Source organism: Aminobacter sp. Piv2-1 (assembly GCF_037625995.1).
Taxonomy (GTDB): domain Bacteria; phylum Pseudomonadota; class Alphaproteobacteria; order Rhizobiales; family Rhizobiaceae; genus Aminobacter.
In genome coordinates this window covers 101,899-120,124 of record NZ_JARKMU010000008.1, presented here as the reverse complement: position 1 = coordinate 120,124, position 18,226 = coordinate 101,899, and the positions used below count along the sequence as shown (strand labels likewise).

The following is an 18,226-nucleotide window of genomic DNA, read 5'->3' as shown; positions in this document are numbered from 1 at the left end:
TCGCCCGCTGGGCCGCTAGAGCATCTGGGCCCGGTTCACCGGGCTCTCGGGCGAACCGACCTATAGGGTGAGTTCCGCCTCGTGACAAGCAATCGCGAATGAACCAGATCGCGGGGATGCGATGGAAAGCCAGACGATCATCGATGCGCTACTTCTCGGCGTGCTCGAGGGACTGACTGAATTCATTCCGGTTTCGTCGACGGGACATATCCTGCTCGCCGGCCATTTCCTGGGCTTCAATTCCACCGGCAAGACCTTCGAGATCCTGATCCAGCTCGGCGCGATCCTGGCGATCCTTTCGGTCTACGCGGCGAAACTCTGGCGGATGGCGGTCGACCTGCCCCGCGACCCGAAGACGCAGCGATTCGTCGCAGGCATCCTCATCGCCTTCCTGCCGGCGGCGGTGCTCGGCGTCTTCCTGCACGGCTTCATCAAGACGGTGCTGTTCGAGACGCCGATCCTGATCTGCATCATGCTCATCCTCGGCGGACTGGTGCTCTTGTTCCTCGACAAGCTCGACCTCAAGGCGAAGTACCACGACATCACCGCATTCCCGCTTTCGGTCTACCTGAAGATCGGCCTGTTCCAGACGCTTGCGATGATCCCGGGCACGTCGCGTTCGGGCGCGACCATCGTCGGCTCGCTGCTGATGGGCGTGGACAAGCGCGCGGCGGCGGAATTCTCGTTCTTCCTCGCCATGCCCACCATGGCCGGCGCCTTCGCCTACGACCTCTACAAGAACCGCGACGTCCTGTCGGCGGCCGACCTGCCTATCATCGGCATCGGCTTTGCCGCTGCCTTCATCACCGCGCTCTTCGTGGTGCGCCACCTGCTCGACTACGTCTCCCGTAACGGCTACGCCCTGTTCGGCTGGTGGCGGCTGCTCGTCGGCGGTGTCGGGCTGATCGCGTTGATGATCTGGGGCTGAGCGGGGCTCATGCTCTGCCCTCCCGCGAGGGGGAGCGTAGGACGCCGCCTCACACCAGCCCCATCAGCCCCCTTCGCAGCAGGTCCAGCGCCAGCACGGTGATGGCGATCTTGAACCATTTGCGAAAGCTCTCCTCCGGCATGCGCTCGAGCAGCCTGGTGCCGTAGAGGGTGCCGAGATAGCCCGACACGATCATCGCCGCGATGAGCGGAAGCCAGTCCCAGAAGGCGAAGCCGGCAAGCCCGAAGACGACGATCTTGAGCCCGTGCTGGGCCACCATGCCGGCGGCGTGGGTGGCGACCAGCGCCTTGCGGTCGTTGGCGAAGAACTGCGCGAACAGCACCGAAACCAGCGGCCCCGTGGCGCCAACCAGCATGCCGACGAGCGCCACCACGACGCTGCCGATGGCAAGTCCCGCGCGGGTCAGCTTGTCGATGCCCGGAATCTTGGTCCAGGTGATCGCGATGACGAAAACGCCGAGCACCAGCTTGAGCAGGGCGTCCGGCAGCTGCACGACCACGAAGGCGCCAATGATCGCGCCGATGACGCTGCCGGCGATGAAGGGGGCCGCCACATCCATGCGCACATTGGCACGCTGGTGCCAGGCGCGGCCGGTATTGGAGCCGAGCTGGACCGCGCCGTGGACCGGAATGAGGGCCGCAACCGGCACGAACAGGCCCATCAGCGTGAGCATCGCGACACCGCCGCCGACGCCGAAGGCGGCAGTCAAGGCCGAGGTGAAGGCGCTGGCGACGACCAGCAGACCCGCGACAAGCGGGTCGAGTCCATTGGGGAGAAGGGCGGCCAGGGCGTTCATCTGCGCCCCATCGGCGTCAGGCCAACGTCCTGTGCGTGAACTGGCCGGCGGCGCGATAGCGCCAGAGATAGGTCGGCAGGATCGAGGCGGTGGTCTTGGGAGCGATGCCGACGGCGGCGATGGTGCGGCCCTCGTCCTGCGCGGCCTCGGAGACGACGTTGTCGCTGCGCAGCAGGATCACCTGGTCCTTGGTGAGCAGCGGATTGGGCAGCATGCCGAGGATCGAGGCCTGCAGGTTGGCCACCCACCACGGCACGGCGACCAGCGTCCGCTTGCGGTCGATGACCTCGAGCATCTCTTCCATGCACTCGCGGAAGCTCAGCACCTGCGGTCCGCCAATCTCATAGATCGTGCCGCCCTTGACCTTGCCGTCTACGGCGCGCGCCACCGCTTCGGCGACGTCGCCGACATAGATCGGCTGGAAGCGGGTTTCGCCGCCGCCGATCAGCGGCAGGACGGGCGAGAAGCGGGCCATGTTGGCGAAGCGGTTGAAGAAGGTGTCCTCGGGGCCGAAGACGATCGACGGGCGATAGATCACCGCGTCGGGCAGCGTGTCGTGCACTGCCTTTTCGCCGCGCGCCTTGGTCTGGGCGTAGAGCGAGGCGGAGCTGGCGTTGGCGCCGAGGGCGGAGACGTGGGTGAGCGTGGCGCCGGCCGCGCGGGCCGCCTCGGCCACGGCGCGGGCGCCGAATTCCTGCACTGTCGAAAACCGCTGGCGGCCGCTTTCGTGCAGGATGCCGACGAGGTTGACGACATGCGCTGCGCCCTGCACGGCCCGGTCGACCGACCAGCGCACGCGCAGGTTGGCCTGGACTGGCTGGATCTGGCCGACATTGCCGAGCGGCTGGAGGTGGTTGGCGAGGTCGGGGCGGCGGCAGGCGACGCGCACCAGATAACCGCGCTTGGCCAGCGCGCGGACGACGTGGCGACCGATGAAGCCGGACCCGCCGAAGACGGTGACGAGTTGCGGGGTCTGGAGGATTTCGGTCATCGCTGGCTCCGGTGGCGCCTGAACGGCTTGGATTGTCAGCGTTTCTTAGCCCGTTTCGCGGAAAAGGCAATCATCGAGCGACCGCCTGGAGCGGCCCGCGCCGATGTGGCGCGGGCGGGTGGACAGCCTTGGGAGGCATTCTTGTCCCGAGGATCAAAACTCGCGGCCGAGACGTGCGTCGACCGAATGCCGGTTGCCGCCGCGGACGGCGAAGAACAGGAAGATCGCCGTCCAGAGAATGGACTTCTCCGCGCCCTCGTAGCCCTGGCCCATGGTCACCCAATGGAACCAGACCGTGACCATGAGCACGAACATGGCGGCGACCGAGGCCGGCCGCGTCAACAGGCCGAGCGCGATGAAGATGCCGCCGAAGAATTCGGTGCCGGACAGGAGCAGCGACCAGAACGCGCCTGGATAGAAGCCCAGTCCTTCGACCATGCCGGCGGCGCCGAACGGGTCGGCGATCTTGGCGAGACCATGGGTGACGAGGGCGGCGCCGGCGACGATGCGCAGGATCGTTTCGGCGGAATCGTGCAGGCTTGCATAGAGCCCGCGCAGGGCGGGAATGAGCAGGCGGCGGCCGGTCGTCTCGGTCGTAAGGGCCAAAGAGGGTCTCCATGTTCGTTGTCGTGTTGCCGCCCCGCGCAGGCGCCAGCAACCCAAACCAGCTCGATCTGGCCGGAAGATGACTTTGCAAGTCATCTTTCTGTGAACGCGGGATTGTGAATATGGGAACCGAGCCTGTCCAGAGGCGTTCAGGAACCAGTGCGGCGGACCTGTCGTGCCAATCCGAAAGGAGAAAGAGCATGAATTGGAACCAGACCGAAGGAAATTGGGAAGAGTTCAAGGGCAAGGTCCAGACCCAGTGGGGTAAGCTGACCGACGACGACCTCGACGTCATCAACGGCAAGCGCAAGGAACTCGCAGGCAAGCTCAAGGCCCGTTACGGCAAGGCGCAGGAAGAGGCCGAACGCGAGATCGACAGATGGCTGATGCGCCACTGAGTGGCGTCGTCTGAACTTGGCGGGTTGATGCGCCCGCCCGCAAAAGCCCCGCCTGACGCGGGGCTTTTTGATGGAAGAATGCCCTTGATGCAGAAAACCCCGCCAGGAGGCGGGGTTTTCCGGGTGGCGCAGATGCGGGCGACCGACGCCCAGGCAATTCGCCTCAGCCAACGTCAGGAGGGCTCCCAGCAGGTCTTGCCGCCCCAGCCCTGTTGACCCGACATCGTGCCACCTGCGGCCTTGCAAGCCTGGACGAACTTGGCATTGCAGGCCGGGAATTTGCTCGAACCGTCCTTGCAGTACTTGTCTTCGGTAGCGCCGCCGCCGTTGGACGAAGCCTTGTCGCTCGGGCCGGACGGCTTGTCGTTGCCCGGCTTGTCCGAGATGTCGCCGGGACCCGAGGGGCCGCCGCCGCCAGGCGCATCGGAGATATCGCTCGGGCCCGACGGACGATCGCCACCGCCAGAACCGGCCGAGAAGCCGCCGGCGGCGTTGGCGCTGCCGATGGCGCCAGCAAGGAGAAGCACTGCGGTCAGGATCGTGATCTTGGTCTTCATGATTGTTTCCCTTTTCGAGGTTGCGTTTCGGGGTCGCGGAAACACATGCTTCCACGTCGGAACGGTCTTTCGGTTTGGGTTCCCCCCCGGTGTTGATCGGGCGAGCTCACCTCGCCCTGGACATGGCTAGGTCGCAGCGGCCAGGAGAAAGGTTCACACGGGGGTTCGAAATTTTTTGAAGTGCCGGGTCAGCCGGTGTTTCGGGCCGCGAACTGGGCGATGCGGGCGTGGATGGCGGCCGGCACGGTGATGCCCTCGGCTTCGGAGCGGGCGCGCGCGGCCGCCTTGGCCGGGCCGGGGATGTGGACGTGATATTGCTCCGACAGTCGGCCGAGCTGTGCCCGCATTCGCTGCTCGAAATCCGGGTCGAACAGCTTGGGGTCGAGCGCCACGATGAACAGGCCGGTGCCCGGGGTCTGGTCGCCCGCCGTGATCGACGGCGCGTCGACCGACCAGTTGGCACCCGAGATGCCGGCGGCAAGCACCTCGACCATCAAGGCGACATTGGCGCCGCGGGCGCCGCCGAAGGCAAGCAGCACGCCCTTCATCGCCTTCTTGGGGTCAGTGGTCGGCTTGCCCCTGGCATCGAGTGCCCAGCCTTCGGGGATCTCGGTGCCTGCCTCGGCCGCCTTGCGGACATTGACGAAGGCGGTGGCGCTGGACGACTGGTCGATGACCAGTGGCGGGCCGTCGGCGGCGGGTGCGGCGAGCGACATCGGGTTGGTGCAGTAGACCGGCTTGGTCGAACCCGAGCCGGCGACGAGCGCGGGGCCGTTCGTGGCGGCAATCGCCACCAGACCGGCTTCGGCGAGGCGGCCGGTGAAATAGCCGAGCGCTCCGCAGGTATAGGCGTTCCTCTGGGCGAATACGGTGACGCCGAACAGACGCGCCGCCTTGGCGATCTCGTCGAAGCTGCGGTCGAAGCCGGTGTGCGCGGCACCGCCCTGCGCGTCGGAAAGATAGATGGCGAGCGCCGGTCTCGTGACCACCGGTTCAGCCTTGCCGTCGATACGGCCAGCCTCCAGCGACTCGAGATAGTCGATGTAGTGCGAGAGGCCGACGCTGGCCTGACCGTCGGCCTCCGCGGCGACGGCGGCCAGTCCGATCGAGCACGCGGTCTCCTTGGAGGCGCCGGCGCCCATCGCCGCGGCGATGCAGAGCGAGCGGGCCTGTTCGAGATCGAGGGTGACGGTTTGGGGCTGCTTTTCGGTCATGGCCTATCCCAATCGAGACGGAATGCGCGCCTCCAGCTTGCGGAAGGCGAAGACGATGATTCCCGTGATCACCAGATAGATCAAGGCGAGCAGCAGCAATGGCTCGTAGACGATGAAGGTATCCTGCCGGACTCGCGACGCCACGGCGTAGATGTCGATCACGGTGATGGTGGCGACGAGCGGCGTCGCCTTGAGCTGCAGCACCGTCTCGCCGGCGAGCGTCGGCAGGGCGCGGTGGATGGCCTGCGGCAGCCAGATGCGGCGGAACCGCTTCCAGGGACTCATGCCGAACGCGCGCGAGGCCTCGAGCTGGCCGCGCGGCACGCCGGCGAAGGCGCCGCGCATCACCTCGCCCTCATAGGCGGCATAAGACAAGGTCAGTGCCACGACGGCATACGGCCACGCCTGTCTCAAGATCGGCCACAGCTCGGACTGGCGGATCCACGGAAACTGCGGAAACAGCGAGCCCAGCCCGTAGTAGAGCAGCCAGAGCTGGAGCAGCAGCGGTGTGCCGCGGACAACCGTGCAGAAGGCCTTTGCCGGCCAGGCGAGCCAGAACGGCCCGGCTGCCTGGGCGAGGCCGAGCGGCACGGCGAGAAGGAAGCCGAGCACCGAAGTGACGACGAGGATCCAGATCGTGCGCCAGATGCCGAGGAGGGCGAGGTCGTAATAGGCGGGCAGCCACTCCCAGCGCAGGAAGAGCACTGCGCAGGCCACCAGCGCCAGGGCGATGCCGATGAGCACGATGCGGTGCGGCTGCAGCCAGGCGGAGCGCGAGGCTTCGATCGGATGCGCATCGGCCGCTGTCGTCATCGGCCGGCCTCTGCCACGGGTGGCATGCCGCGCCGTGCCCAGCGTTCGATGCGGCCGATGATGACGTTGGAGAACAGGGTCAGGAGCAGGTAGAGCACGCCTGCGGCGACGAAGAAGGTGAAGTAGGCCTTGGTGGTGGCGCCCGCCTGGCGGGTCTCCTGGGTGAGTTCGTTGAAGCCGACCACGGCGAGAAGTGCGGTGTCCTTCGTGGCGATGAGCCAGAGATTGGCGAGGCTCGGAATGGCGAAGGGCAGCATGGCGGGCAAGGTGATGCGCCTCAGCATCTTGCCGGGCGGCATGCCATAGGCTCGCGCCGCCTCGATCTGGCCTTGCGGGATGGCGAGGATGGCGCCACGGATGACCTCGGTGGCGTAGGCTCCCTGGACGATGCCGAGCACGGCGATGCCGGCGACCAGGCCGTTGATGTCGATCGCGGCGTAGCCGAGGCTCTCGAGTCCCCGGTTTATGAGGTCGGTGCCGGCATAATAGAGCAGAAGGATCAGCACCAGTTCCGGTACCGCGCGCACGATGGTGGTGTAGATCTCCATCAGGTCGCGCAGCATCGGGCCGCCATAGAGCTTGCCCCAGGCGCCGCCGATGCCGATTGCGAGGCCGAGCCCGAAGGCGCCGACGGCGATCTGGATTGAATTCGCCAGGCCGCGCAGAAGATTGCCGCCCCAGCCTGGCGGGGAGATCGACAGCAGTTCGACCGTCGCGGATTGCAGCAGCGGGTTCAGCAGGTACTCGATGGGCGTGGTCCTTTGGAATTACGGCAGCTCGAACGTGCGAAGTATCGGCAGGATGAACACCCCCTCACCGGCTCGCTGCGCTCGCCACCTCTCCCCCACGTATGGGGGCGAGGAACCCAAGCTCGGCGACGTTGCGCCAAGAATTGGCGATTCCTCTCCCTCACGAAGTGGGGGAGAGGTGCCGAGCACAGCGAGGCGGTGAGGGGGCCTAGACCGCGAGGCGCCCCGCCGGCGTCGCTCACTTGCCGTAGATGTCGAAGTCGAAATATTTCTTGGTAATCTCGGCGTATTTGCCGTTGTCCCGGATCGCCTTGATGGCGGCGTTGAACTTGTCCTTGAGTTCGCTATCGCCTTGGCGCAGCCCGACACCCACGCCCGGCCCCAGCACTTCGAGATCTTCGGCGACGTCGCCCTTCAGGTCGCAGCACGCCTTGCCCTGCTCGCTGTCCAGGAAGGTCTTGAGCGACAGCGAGTCCGCCTGGACCGCATCGATGCGCCCGGCGGCCAGGTCGGCCTGGGCTTCGTCCTGGGTCTGGTAGATCTTGATCTCGGCGGCGACGTCGGCGAAGTGCTTCTTGGCATAGGCCTCATGCACGGTCGACACCTGGACGCCGAGGATCTTGCCCTTCAGCCCTTCTGGCGTGGCGTCGAACTTGGCGTCCTTGGAACCGATGATGCCGGTCGGCGTGTTGTAGTACTTGTCCGAAAAATCGATCGACTTCTTGCGCTCCTCGGTGATCGACATCGAGTTCATGATCGCGTCGATCTTCTTGGAGTTGAGCGCGGGGATGAGCCCGTCCCAGGCGGTCATGCTGATCTCGCACTCCAGCTTGGCCTCGGCGCAGAGCGCGTTGATCATGTCGATCTCCCAGCCGCCCCACTTGCCGGAGGCGTCGGGCGAGGCGAAGGGCGGATAGGGCTCGGGCGCCATGCCCACCTTGATCGCCTGGGCGCTGGCGGCGCCGGCGAAGCCCATCGCAAGGGCGAAGGCCGCAGTTGCAAGCAGTGCTTTCATGCTTTCACTCCCGTCTATTTCGTTGTTCGGATGTTCCCCTGATCTTCCTCCGCGCTATCCGATGCTGCGGATGAATTGCTTGAGCCGCTCTGATTTCGGGGCGCCGAAGATCTGCTCGGGCGGACCTTCTTCCTCGACCTGGCCGTTGCACAGGTAGATGACGTGGGTCGCCACCTCGCGGGCGAACTTCATCTCATGCGTGACGAGCACCATGGTGCGGCCTTCGCGGGCGAGATCGCCGATGACCTTGAGCACTTCGCCGACCAGCTCCGGATCGAGCGCCGAGGTCGGTTCGTCGAAGAGCATGACGCGCGGCTGGATGGCGAGCGCCCGGGCAATCGCTGCCCGCTGCTGCTGGCCGCCCGACAGGAACGCCGGATAGACGTCGCGCTTCTCTGCAAGGCCGACGCGGGCGAGCAGGCGCTCGGCCTCGGCAATCGCCTCGGTGCGCTTGATGCCCAACACGTGCACGGGCACCTCGATGACGTTCTCGATGAGCGTCATGTGGCTCCACAAATTGAAGCTCTGGAACACCATGCCGAGCCGCGAGCGTATGCGCTCGATCTGGCGGCGGTCGGCCGGCACGCAGTCGCCGCGGCCGTTGGGCTTGAGGCGAATCTCTTCGCCGTTGACGCGGATGATGCCGCTCGTCGGGTTCTCCAGGCAGTTGATGCAGCGCAGCAGCGTCGACTTGCCCGAGCCTGAGCCGCCGATGATCGCCACAACCTCGCCGTCGCGCGCCGAAAGGGACACGCCCTTCAACACATGCAACTGGCCGAACCGCTTGTGCAGGTTCTCGACGTGGATGGCTTCGGCAGCGGTGCCGTCGGTGTGGATCGGGGGCCGGGCTGCGTCGACGGCAGCCATCAGCGATGGCTCCGGCGCGTCAACGTCTTCCCGTCAGCTGGCAATCGGCTGCTCATGGTTGCGTCGCGATGTTCCCCTGGCGGTTAGGATGGCCGTCCCGCCCGGCGGCGTCAACGGCATCGCATCCCGCGCTCTTTTGTGCCTCCATTACGGCACTTGCCGCCTTGTTATGCAAGTGTATAAATACTGGAAGGGCCAAGTTCGGCGATTTTTCCGGAAGAAGCGAAGGTGGACATGGCAGTCGCCGCGCGGAGAAAATTCCGCCGGGAAGGCGAGGAGCGCCGCCGGCAGGACCTGATCGAGGCGACGCTGGACTGCGTCGCCGAAAATGGGCTGGCCGGCGCCACGGTTCGTGCCATCGCATTGCGTGCGGGCGTCACCGCCGGGCTGATCAGGCACTATTTTCCGGGCAAGGAAGACCTGTTGCAGGCGGCCTACGCAACCGTCATGGGTCGCATGACCGAGCTGGCGAAATCGGCCCTCGAAAATGTCGAGCGGGCGCCGCGCCGCCGGCTCGCAGCCTTCGTCGAAGCCAGCCTCGTGCCCCCTGTCGTCGACGCGCGTAGCTTTTCGCTGTGGGCGAGCTTCATCGGGCGCGCGGGTTCGGACGCCGCGCTTGGGGCTGCGCACCGCGCCGGCTATTTGGGATTTCGCGACGAGGTCGAAGCATTGGTGGCCGAGGTGCTCGCCGAGGCGGGCGGGCGGGCGGGCGGGGCCGAGTTGCGTCGCCACGCCATCGCCATCAACGCCATCATCGACGGGCTCTGGATAGAAGGCTGCCTCGCCGGGGACATGTTTGGCGCGAGCGAGCTGAGCGAGGTTGGCGTCAGCTCGGTGGAGACATTGCTGGGTTTGAAGTTGCGGGAGAAGGCTGCATGACGACGGTCGGCGAGGCGCTGATAGGGCTGCTCGAGGCGCATGGCGTCGACACGGTGTTCGGCATTCCCGGTGTGCACACGATCGAACTCTATCGCGGGCTGGCAAAGTCGAGGATCCGCCATGTCACGCCGCGCCACGAGCAGGGCGCGGGCTTCATGGCCGACGGCTATGCCCGTGCCTCGGGCAAGCCGGGCGTCGCCTTCGTGATCACCGGGCCGGGCCTGACCAACACGATCACCGCGATAGCGCAGGCGCGCGCCGATTCGGTGCCGATGCTGGTGATTTCGGGCGTCAACGCCATGCCCACCCTGGGCAAGGGCTTGGGCTACCTGCACGAACTGCCCGACCAGCGCGGCATGATGGAGAAGGTGGCGCTGTCGTCGCGGCGGATAACCGACTCAGCCGAACTGCCCGGCGCGATTGCAAGGGCGTTCGAGATTTTCGCAATGCGGCGGCCGGGACCGGTGCATATCGAGATCCCGCTCGATGTCATGGGCAAGCCGGCGGCGGGGCTGCGGCCATTGCCGAAGCGTGCTGTTGCGCATGTTCCCGGCGAGCGCGCGCTCGCTGAAGCGCGGCCCTTGGTCAGCGCGGCCAAGCGGCCGCTGATCCTGGCGGGTGGCGGGGCGCGCCGGGCCGAGGCTGAGCTCAAGGCACTGGCCGTAAAGCTCGACGCGCCGGTCGTCACGTCAGCCAACGGCCGCGGATTGCTCCATGGCCATCCGCTCAACGTTCCGGCGAGCCCGAGCCTCAAGGCGGTCAGGGCGCTGATGGCGGAGGCCGATCTGGTCGTCGCCGCTGGCACCGAGTTCGGACCGACCGACTACGACATGTATGGCGACGGCGGCTTCGTGATGCCGAAGAACCTGATCCGCATCGACGTCGACGAGATGCAGCTAGCCCGGCGCCCCGCGGCGGTTTCGATCTTGGCCGATGCCGGAGCAGCACTTGCGGAGCTGGGCGCCGACATCGGTGCAGCCAGCCAGGCCGGAGGCGCCCTGCGCGCCCGATCCGCCCGCGAGGCGGCATGGCAGGAGATCGGTCCCGCCATGCGGAAGCAGGTGAGTGCCGTCGAGGCGATCCGAGACGCCCTGCCGGGAGCGATCATCGTCGGCGATTCCACCCAGCCCATCTATGCCGCCAATCTCTATTACGACCATGACCGGCCGGGCGGCTGGTTCAACGCCGCGACCGGCTACGGCGCGCTCGGCTTCGGGCCGGCGGCGGCGATCGGCGCGGCGTTGGCCGTGCCGGATGCGCCGGTGGTTTGCCTCAGCGGCGACGGTGGTTTCCAGTTCACCATGCCGGAATTGGGCGCCGCACTCGACGCCGAGGCCCCTGTGATTTTCGTCGTCTGGAACAACCGCGGCTATCGCGAGATCGAGGCCTCGATGCTCGATGCCGGCGTCGAGCCGGTCGGTGTGTCGCCGGTGCCGCCGGATTTTGCGCTGATTGCCCAGGCCTACGGGCTCGGGGCCGAGCGCCTAACCGATATCGCAGCCCTCGGCAGCGCCCTGAAGAAGGCACGCTCGACGGGAAAGCCTTGTCTGATAGAAATTGCCGTGGAATAGGCGGCGCGTCGCGGCTCACTGCGGGGGTCCATCATGACGAAGAGTTTCGAAGGCCGGCACGTCGTCGTCACTGGCGCGACCGGTGCGCTGGGCGCGGCGGTGGCCAGGCACCTGCTGGCCGAGGGCGCAATCTGCCACCTGCCGGTCAGCCGGAAGGCGGTGCCTGACGATTTCGAGTTCTCAGGCCACGAACGGGTGCACATCGCGACAGGTGTCGATCTGACCGATGCCAGGGCGGTGGACGCCTTCTACGACGCCATTCCTGGCCTGTGGGCCTCGATCCATGTGGCAGGCGGCTTCGACATGGGAGCGATCGAAACCGTCGACCCCGACCAGTTCGGCCGGATGATGAACATGAATGCCGGCACCGCCTTCCTGTGCTGCCGCGCTGCGGCCCGGTCGATGATCTCAGGCAAGGCGGGCGGTCGCCTCGTCAACGTCTCGGCCCGTGCCGGCATCGAGCCGCGCAAGGGCGGCGGCATGGTTGCCTATGCGGCGAGCAAGGCGGCCGTCGCGGCGCTGACGGTGGCCCTCGCCGAGGAGTTGAAGGGCGCCGACGTCCTGGTCAATGCGGTGGCGCCGTCGACGCTCGACACCAAGGCCAACCGCGACGACATGCCGAAGGCCGATTTCGCCAAGTGGGTCAGCCTCGAGGCAGCTGCAGCCGCGATCGCCCAGCTCGCCTCGCCGGCCAATCTCGTCACCAGCGGCACGGTTGCGGCGATCTACGGGCGCGCCTGAAACGCAGCCAACCTCCGCCCGGTTCGATCGAGAAGCCTGTTGGCCTACTGCGTCAGCAGGCCGCCATTCGGCACGCCGAGCAGCCGCGCCGGTAGGTAGATGACCAGCGACGCAGCGCCCTTGATGACCTGGCCGCCATCGGCCAGGATCGTCTCGGCCGGCGCGCCTTCGCCCCTGTCGGTGACGTCGTTCATCAGTCCGCCCTTGGCCGTCAGCGCCATCAGCGTCGGCGAGCTGGCGAAGACGCCGTGGCTGCCGCCGTCGAGATTGGACGTGTCGAGCACGGTGATGTTCTCGGCCTGCAGGGCGGCGACATCGGCGCCGGAGCCGACGCGCGGATGGCCGCCGGTCAGCCCGCCCGACAGGTTGAGCGCCTTGTCGCGCGTTGACACCAGGATCGTGAACGGATCCGGCAGGTCGTCGATATCGCGCATCTGGCTCTGGAACACGTCCATGTCGATGTCGGGCGCAGCCAGCACGAGGCCGTTGATGCGGCTGATGTATTTGTCGCGGCCGCTGAGCGACAGGCTGCGCAGCGCCTCCATCACCACATAGCTGCCCATCGAATGGCCGACCAGCACGATGCGCTTGGCCTTGGTGCGCGCGGCGATCTCGATGGTGTCGGCGAGGCCGTCGCGGCTGTAGGCGGCGCTGTCGCGGTCATAGACGTAGAGCGGCAGCGAGCCGGCCGACGGCCAGGCATAGTGCAGCGCCACCGACTTGACCTTGTAGTCGTGGATGATCTGGGCGTTGCGGAAGATGCTGTCGGCGAAATTGTTGTTGTAGCCGTGGACGAAGATGAAGATCTCGCGTTCGGACTCGGGACGGCGCATCAGGTCGGCGTCGAGGGCGGCGACGAACTCAGCCTTCTCGTCATAGGGTTGGAAGGTGCGGGCGACGAAGTTGCGTGCCGGGCTGGGCGAGCGGCTGGCGCTCTCGACCTCGCCGGCGACATGCGTCTTCGGGATGCCGATCTCGAACTTGGCGAAGTTGAGCTGTTTGGCGCGCTCGGACGAATAGGGCAGCGACAGGTCGTTCGACCGGGCCCGCATCGTCGCGACATAGATCGGCACGACGGCAGCCGATTCGCCTTCCTTGCCGTCGTCGAGGCCGAGCACTGCCCGGCCGCCGCAGCCCGACAGGACCAGAAACACCAGGACAAACGTCAGAAAACGCAACTTGGGCATGGTCTGGCTCTGAACGCGGGCAGCAATCCCGCGATTTAAGAGCAGCAATTCCCCGCTGCGGCAACCGCAGAGGCGGCCGCACGACGGCGCGGCGATGAATTCTGCTTTCGTCCTGAAGCATTCCGGCATCACTTCGGCTTCGCAATCTCGTCGCGGTCTGGCCGAAACAAGAAAAAACCCCGCCGGATCGCTCCGGCGGGGTTTCGATGTCGGCTGACTTGAAGCCCGGGCTACTTAGTTGCCGCGGTTCTTCAGGGCAGCACCCAGGATGTCGCCGAGCGAAGCGCCGGAGTCGGTCGAGCCGTACTGGGCAACCGCTTCCTTTTCTTCGGCGATTTCCAGCGCCTTGATGGAGACCTGCAGCTTGCGGGTCTTCTTGTCGAAGGCGATGACGCGGGCGTCGACCTTCTGGCCGACGACGAAGCGCTCGGGGCGCTGCTCGTCGCGGTCGCGCGACAGGTCGGAACGCTTGATGAACGTCTCGATGCCGCTTTCGACCAGACGGACTTCGAGGCCGCCGTCCTTGATCGCGATCACTTCGCAGGTCACGACGGCGTTCTTGCGCAGTTCGCCCGAGGTCGCGGCTTCGCCGACCGAGTCACGGCCGAGCTGCTTGATGCCGAGCGAGATGCGCTCCTTCTCGATGTCGACGTCGAGCACCTGAGCCTTGACCATGTCGCCACGGTTGTACTCTTCGATGACCTGCTCGCCCGGACGGTTCCAGTCGAGGTCCGAGAGGTGCACCATGCCGTCCACGTCGCCGTCGAGGCCGATGAACAGACCGAACTCGGTCTTGTTCTTGACCTCGCCCTCGACCTGCGTACCAGCCGGGTGGTTGCGGGCGAAAGCCTCCCACGGGTTCTCGAGCGTCTGCTTGAGGCCGAGCGAGATGCGGCGCTTGGCCGGATCCACTTCGAGCACGACCACGTCGACCTGCTGGGTGGTCGACAGGATCTTGCCGGGGTGCACGTTCTTCTTGGTCCACGACATTTCCGAAACGTGGATGAGGCCTTCGATGCCCGGCTCGAGCTCGACGAACGCGCCGTAGTCGGTGATGTTGGTGACGGTACCGGTGATCTTCTTGCCGATCGGGAACTTGGTGCCGATATCCGACCACGGATCGCTCTCGAGCTGCTTCATGCCGAGCGAGATGCGGTGGGTTTCCTGGTTGATGCGGATGATCTGCACCTTGACCGACTGACCGATGTTGAGGATTTCGGTCGGGTGGTTGACGCGGCGCCAAGCCATGTCGGTGACGTGCAGCAGGCCGTCGATGCCGCCGAGGTCGACGAACGCACCGTAGTCGGTGATGTTCTTGACCACGCCCTCGACAACCTGACCCTCTTCGAGGTTCTGGACGATCTCGGAGCGCTGCTCGGCGCGGCTCTCTTCGAGAACGGTGCGGCGCGACACGACGATGTTGCCGCGACGGCGATCCATCTTGAGGATCTCGAAGGGCTGCGGGTTGTGCATGAGCGGGGTGACGTCGCGGATCGGACGGATGTCGACCTGCGAACGCGGCAGGAAGGCAACGGCGCCGTCGAGATCGACGGTGAAGCCACCCTTGACCTGGTTGAAGATGACGCCTTCGACGCGCTCACCCTTGGTGAACTTCTCTTCGAGCTTGACCCAGCTCTCTTCGCGGCGAGCCTTGTCGCGCGACAGCATGGCTTCGCCAAGCGCGTTTTCGATGCGCTCGACATAGACCTCGACGGTGTCGCCGACCTTGAGCTGGCCGTCCTTGCCCTTGGCGCCGAATTCCTTCAGCGGCACGCGGCCTTCGACCTTCAGGCCGACGTCGATGATGGCCATGTCTTTTTCGATGGCCGTGACGATGCCCTTGACGACCTGGCCTTCGCCCGAGTGACCGTCCGAGAAGGACTCTTCGAGCAGGCTCGCGAAATCGTCGCGGGAGGGATTAGCTTGTGACATTGGATCTCCTGGTGCGTCCCGTCTTGCGGGAGCGGCGCCGTGGGTTCGTGTTGCGTTGGCCTGCCTGCATTCCGGGCTGAAAGCCCTTGGCCGCCTGAAGCGGCAAATCGGCGCAAGAAGAATGCTGGCAGGTCGGTTAAGCGGCGAAATCCGGGGATTTCAGCCTGTTCTCAGCTTCCGAGGACCCGATCGACGATGTCCCTGGCTGCAGAAAACGCGGCTTCTATATCCATTTCCGACGTATCGAGCAAGTGTGCGTCGTCGGCGGGCCTCAATGGCGAATCGGCGCGGCCGGTGTCGCGCTCGTCGCGGCGCTCGATGTCGGCCAGGATGCCGGCGAAATCGGCGGTGCCACCATTGGCCTCGATCTCGGCGAGCCGGCGCTGGGCGCGAACCTCGGCGCTGGCGGTGACATAGAGCTTCACGTCGGCATCGGGGCAGACGACGGTGCCGATGTCGCGGCCGTCGAGCACCGCCCCTTGCGGCGCGCGGGCGAACTCGCGTTGCTTGTCGACCAAGATTTTCCGGACCTCGGGGATGACCGCCACCTTGGAGGCCGCCTCGCCGACGGCATGCGCCGATAGCACCTTGCGGTCCAGCTGCCCGAGATCGACGAGCTTCGCTGCCTCGATGGCGTGGCCGACATCATCGAGCGGCCAGCCCTTCTCAATCAGCATGTGCGCGACCGCGCGATAGGTCAGCCCGGTGTCGAGCAAGGCGAGGTGGTAGTAGTCGGCCAGGCGCCGCGCGAGCGTACCCTTGCCGGCGCCCGCCGGGCCGTCGATGGCAATGGTGATGGAGTTCGGCATCGGTCGCGCGGTTTGCATTTCAGATGCCGCGCATCAGGCCGCCGTCGACCCTAAGGCTCTGGCCGGTGATGTAGGCTGAAGCCTCCGAGGCCAGGAAGGCGATGGTCGCGGCAACCTCTTCCGAGCGGCCGTAGCGCTGCATCGGCACCCCGGCGCGACGCTCGTCGGTCTGTGGCAGGCTGTCGATCCAGCCCGGCAGCACGTTGTTCATGCGGACATTGTGCTGGGCGTACTGGTCGGCGAAAAGCTTAGTGTAGGCGTTGAGGCCGGCGCGAGCGACCGCCGAAGTCGGGAACATCGCCGCCGGCTCGCTGACCCAGGCGGTCGAGATGTTGACGATGGCGCCGCCCTTCTGGGCGACCATGACCGGAGCGACAAGCCGCACTGCGCGCACGACATTCATGAAATAGACGTCGATGCCGGCGTGCCATTGCTCGTCGGTGATCTCCAGAAGCGGAGCGCGAGGGCCATGGCCGGCGCCGTTGACCAGTGCGTCGATGCGGCCCCATTTGTCCATGGTCAGGTCGACGAAGCGCTTCAGGTCCTCGTTCGACTGGTTGGAGCCGGTGAAGCCGATGCCGCCGAGCTCCTTGCCGAGCGCCTCGCCCTTGCCTGAGGAGGACAGGATGGCAACCGAATAGCCTTCTGCCGCCAGCTTCTTGGCCGCTGCAGCACCCATGCCGCTGCCGCCGCCGACGATCATTGCTACCTTACCGGGCATGCTGCGCTCCCTGTTGCTTGGCCAGACTAGGCGACTGCACGCTCGATCTCCGCCCCGAGCCCAGCCATCAGCCCCATGAACTCGGGGAAGCTGGTGGCGATCATGGTCTGGTCGTCGACCGTGACAGGTTTTTCCGACGCCAGACCCATGACCAGGAAGCTCATGGCGATGCGGTGGTCGAGATGCGTCTTCACCGTGCCGCCGCCAAGGCCCTTGCCGCCGGGCGCGCCACGCACGTACAAGGTCACCTCGCCTTCGGTGCAGTCGACGCCGTTGGCCTCGAGGCCGCGGGCGACGGCTGCCAGGCGGTCGGATTCCTTGACGCGCAGTTCCTCGAGCCCCTGCATCAGCGTCTCGCCTTCGGCGAAGGAGGCCGCGACCGCAAGCACCGGATACTCGTCGATCATCGACGGAGCGCGCTCGGCGGGAACCTTGACGCCCTTCAGTTCCGAGCCGCGCACGCGCAGATCGGCCACGTCCTCGCCGCCGGCACTGCGCCGGTTGAGGATGTCGATCTTGCCGCCCATCTCGATCAGCGTGGTAATGAGGCCGGTGCGGGTCGGGTTCATCAGCACGTTTTCGATGGTGACGTCCGAGCCCGGCACGATGAGGGCCGCCACCAGCGGGAAGCCCGCCGAGGACGGATCGCCCGGAACGGCGATGACCTGGCCGGTCAGTTTGCCCTGGCCCTCGATGAAGATGTGGCGGACGCCCTGTTCATCGGTCTCGACCTCGATGTTGGCGCCGAAGCCCTTGAGCATCTTTTCGGTGTGGTCGCGCGTCATCACCGGCTCGATGACCGTGGTGATGCCCGGCGTGTTGAGACCGGCGAGCAGTACCGCCGACTTCACCTGCGCCGAGGCCATCGGCACTCGGTAGGTGATGGGGGCTGCCTGGCGCGGGCCGCGCAGCGTCAGCGGCATGCGGTCGCCGGGGGCGGCATCGATCACCTGCACGCCCATCTGGCGCAGCGGGTCGAGCACGCGACCCATCGGCCGGCCAGACAGCGAGGCGTCGCCGATGAAGGTGGTTTCCATGTCGTAGGTGCCGACCAGGCCCATGGTGAGGCGCGAACCGGTGCCGGCATTGCCGAAATCGAGCGGGCCTTCGGGCTGGAGCAGGGCGCCGTTGCCGGTACCCTTGATAATCCATTCGCCGTCGCTCTTTTTTATTTGGGCGCCCATCGCCTTCATGGCTTCGCCGGTGCGCATGACGTCCTCGCCTTCCAGCAGGCCGGTGATGCGGGTTTCGCCTGCGGCGAGGCCGCCGAACATGAAGGACCGGTGCGAGATCGACTTGTCGCCCGGCACGCGGGCGGTTCCGGACAAGGGTTGCGACTTCCGGGCGACGGCCGGCTGCGGCACGGCGTTGTGCGACATGATTGTTCCTCTTGCGGAATGCCTTGGGCGGGCTTTCCCAACGATTGCGGCG

At 66.2% G+C, this 18,226-nt stretch carries 19 protein-coding genes; 5 read left to right on the top strand and 14 right to left on the bottom strand.

The window, feature by feature from the left end; all coding sequences use genetic code 11:
- Nucleotides 1–121: 121 nt before the first annotated feature.
- The gene (locus tag AmiPiv_RS16035; protein ID WP_340038481.1) at nt 122–928 is read left to right on the top strand and encodes an undecaprenyl-diphosphate phosphatase; all 807 of its coding nucleotides are present in this window, start codon (nt 122–124) and stop codon (nt 926–928) included.
- Nucleotides 929–977: 49 nt separating this feature from the next.
- Here the strand turns inward: AmiPiv_RS16035 and AmiPiv_RS16030 are convergent, their stop codons facing one another.
- From AmiPiv_RS16030 to AmiPiv_RS16020, 3 genes are all read right to left on the bottom strand, one after another.
- The gene (locus AmiPiv_RS16030; protein WP_340038480.1) at nt 978–1,745 is read right to left on the bottom strand and encodes a sulfite exporter TauE/SafE family protein; all 768 of its coding nucleotides are present in this window, start codon (nt 1,743–1,745) and stop codon (nt 978–980) included.
- A 16-nt stretch (nt 1,746–1,761) separates the two neighbouring features.
- A complete protein-coding gene (locus AmiPiv_RS16025; protein WP_340038479.1) occupies nt 1,762–2,736 on the bottom strand; it encodes a complex I NDUFA9 subunit family protein in 975 nt (324 codons plus the stop codon).
- A gap of 153 nt (nt 2,737–2,889) precedes the next feature.
- Nucleotides 2,890–3,342 carry a DoxX family protein gene (locus tag AmiPiv_RS16020; protein ID WP_340038478.1) on the bottom strand — a complete coding sequence of 151 codons (453 nt, stop codon included), beginning with the start codon at nt 3,340–3,342 and terminating at the stop codon, nt 2,890–2,892.
- A gap of 200 nt (nt 3,343–3,542) precedes the next feature.
- On the opposite strand from AmiPiv_RS16020, the gene AmiPiv_RS16015 reads away from it, so the two are divergent.
- Nucleotides 3,543–3,740, top strand: coding sequence for a CsbD family protein (locus tag AmiPiv_RS16015; protein WP_340038477.1), 198 nt, complete (start codon nt 3,543–3,545; stop codon nt 3,738–3,740).
- 173 nt (nt 3,741–3,913) lie between these two features.
- Here AmiPiv_RS16015 and AmiPiv_RS16010 read toward each other — a convergent pair whose 3' ends face one another.
- The 6 genes from AmiPiv_RS16010 to AmiPiv_RS15985 all read right to left on the bottom strand — a co-directional run bounded on the left by AmiPiv_RS16010 (nt 3,914) and on the right by AmiPiv_RS15985 (nt 8,955).
- Entirely contained in the window at nt 3,914–4,297 is a 384-nt protein-coding gene (locus AmiPiv_RS16010) for a hypothetical protein (protein WP_340038476.1), read from the bottom strand.
- A gap of 188 nt (nt 4,298–4,485) precedes the next feature.
- Nucleotides 4,486–5,511: an Ldh family oxidoreductase gene (locus AmiPiv_RS16005; RefSeq protein WP_340038475.1), complete on the bottom strand. Its 1,026-nt coding sequence runs from the start codon at nt 5,509–5,511 to the stop codon at nt 4,486–4,488.
- A gap of 3 nt (nt 5,512–5,514) precedes the next feature.
- Nucleotides 5,515–6,324 (bottom strand): ABC transporter permease, encoded by an 810-nt coding sequence (locus AmiPiv_RS16000; RefSeq protein ID WP_340038474.1) that lies wholly within the window; start codon nt 6,322–6,324, stop codon nt 5,515–5,517.
- Entirely contained in the window at nt 6,321–7,049 is a 729-nt protein-coding gene (locus AmiPiv_RS15995) for an ABC transporter permease (RefSeq protein WP_445206971.1), read from the bottom strand. The genes AmiPiv_RS16000 and AmiPiv_RS15995 overlap by 4 nt, the downstream gene beginning before the upstream one ends.
- Before the next feature lie 262 nt (nt 7,050–7,311).
- Nucleotides 7,312–8,088 (bottom strand): transporter substrate-binding domain-containing protein, encoded by a 777-nt coding sequence (locus tag AmiPiv_RS15990; protein ID WP_340038473.1) that lies wholly within the window; start codon nt 8,086–8,088, stop codon nt 7,312–7,314.
- 54 nt (nt 8,089–8,142) lie between these two features.
- Complete coding sequence (locus AmiPiv_RS15985; protein WP_340038472.1) at nt 8,143–8,955, bottom strand: ABC transporter ATP-binding protein; 813 nt, start codon at nt 8,953–8,955, stop codon at nt 8,143–8,145.
- Nucleotides 8,956–9,189: 234 nt separating this feature from the next.
- Here AmiPiv_RS15985 and AmiPiv_RS15980 point away from each other — a divergent pair, with 234 nt between their 5' ends.
- From AmiPiv_RS15980 to AmiPiv_RS15970, 3 genes are read left to right on the top strand one after another with little or no spacing between them, the layout of a single operon-like run.
- On the top strand, nt 9,190–9,834 hold the full coding sequence (locus AmiPiv_RS15980; RefSeq protein ID WP_340038642.1) for a TetR/AcrR family transcriptional regulator: 645 nt from the start codon (nt 9,190–9,192) through the stop codon (nt 9,832–9,834).
- Nucleotides 9,831–11,405, top strand: a complete 1,575-nt coding sequence (locus AmiPiv_RS15975; protein ID WP_340038471.1) for a 5-guanidino-2-oxopentanoate decarboxylase — start codon at nt 9,831–9,833, stop codon at nt 11,403–11,405. Before AmiPiv_RS15980 ends, AmiPiv_RS15975 begins: the two co-directional genes overlap by 4 nt.
- 33 nt (nt 11,406–11,438) lie before the next feature.
- Nucleotides 11,439–12,146 carry an SDR family NAD(P)-dependent oxidoreductase gene (locus AmiPiv_RS15970; RefSeq protein WP_340038470.1) on the top strand — a complete coding sequence of 236 codons (708 nt, stop codon included), beginning with the start codon at nt 11,439–11,441 and terminating at the stop codon, nt 12,144–12,146.
- Nucleotides 12,147–12,190: 44 nt separating this feature from the next.
- Here AmiPiv_RS15970 and AmiPiv_RS15965 read toward each other — a convergent pair whose 3' ends face one another.
- From AmiPiv_RS15965 to aroA, 5 genes are all read right to left on the bottom strand, one after another.
- Complete coding sequence (locus tag AmiPiv_RS15965; protein ID WP_340038469.1) at nt 12,191–13,333, bottom strand: alpha/beta hydrolase; 1,143 nt, start codon at nt 13,331–13,333, stop codon at nt 12,191–12,193.
- 234 nt (nt 13,334–13,567) lie between these two features.
- On the bottom strand, nt 13,568–15,265 hold the full coding sequence (gene rpsA, locus AmiPiv_RS15960; protein ID WP_340038468.1) for a 30S ribosomal protein S1: 1,698 nt from the start codon (nt 15,263–15,265) through the stop codon (nt 13,568–13,570).
- Between the two features lie 170 nt (nt 15,266–15,435).
- Nucleotides 15,436–16,074, bottom strand: coding sequence for a (d)CMP kinase (gene cmk, locus AmiPiv_RS15955; protein ID WP_340038641.1), 639 nt, complete (start codon nt 16,072–16,074; stop codon nt 15,436–15,438).
- A 19-nt stretch (nt 16,075–16,093) separates the two neighbouring features.
- Nucleotides 16,094–16,795: an SDR family oxidoreductase gene (locus tag AmiPiv_RS15950; protein WP_340038467.1), complete on the bottom strand. Its 702-nt coding sequence runs from the start codon at nt 16,793–16,795 to the stop codon at nt 16,094–16,096.
- A gap of 26 nt (nt 16,796–16,821) precedes the next feature.
- On the bottom strand, nt 16,822–18,174 hold the full coding sequence (aroA, locus tag AmiPiv_RS15945) for a 3-phosphoshikimate 1-carboxyvinyltransferase (RefSeq protein ID WP_340038466.1): 1,353 nt from the start codon (nt 18,172–18,174) through the stop codon (nt 16,822–16,824).
- Between the last annotated feature and the right edge of the window lie 52 nt (nt 18,175–18,226).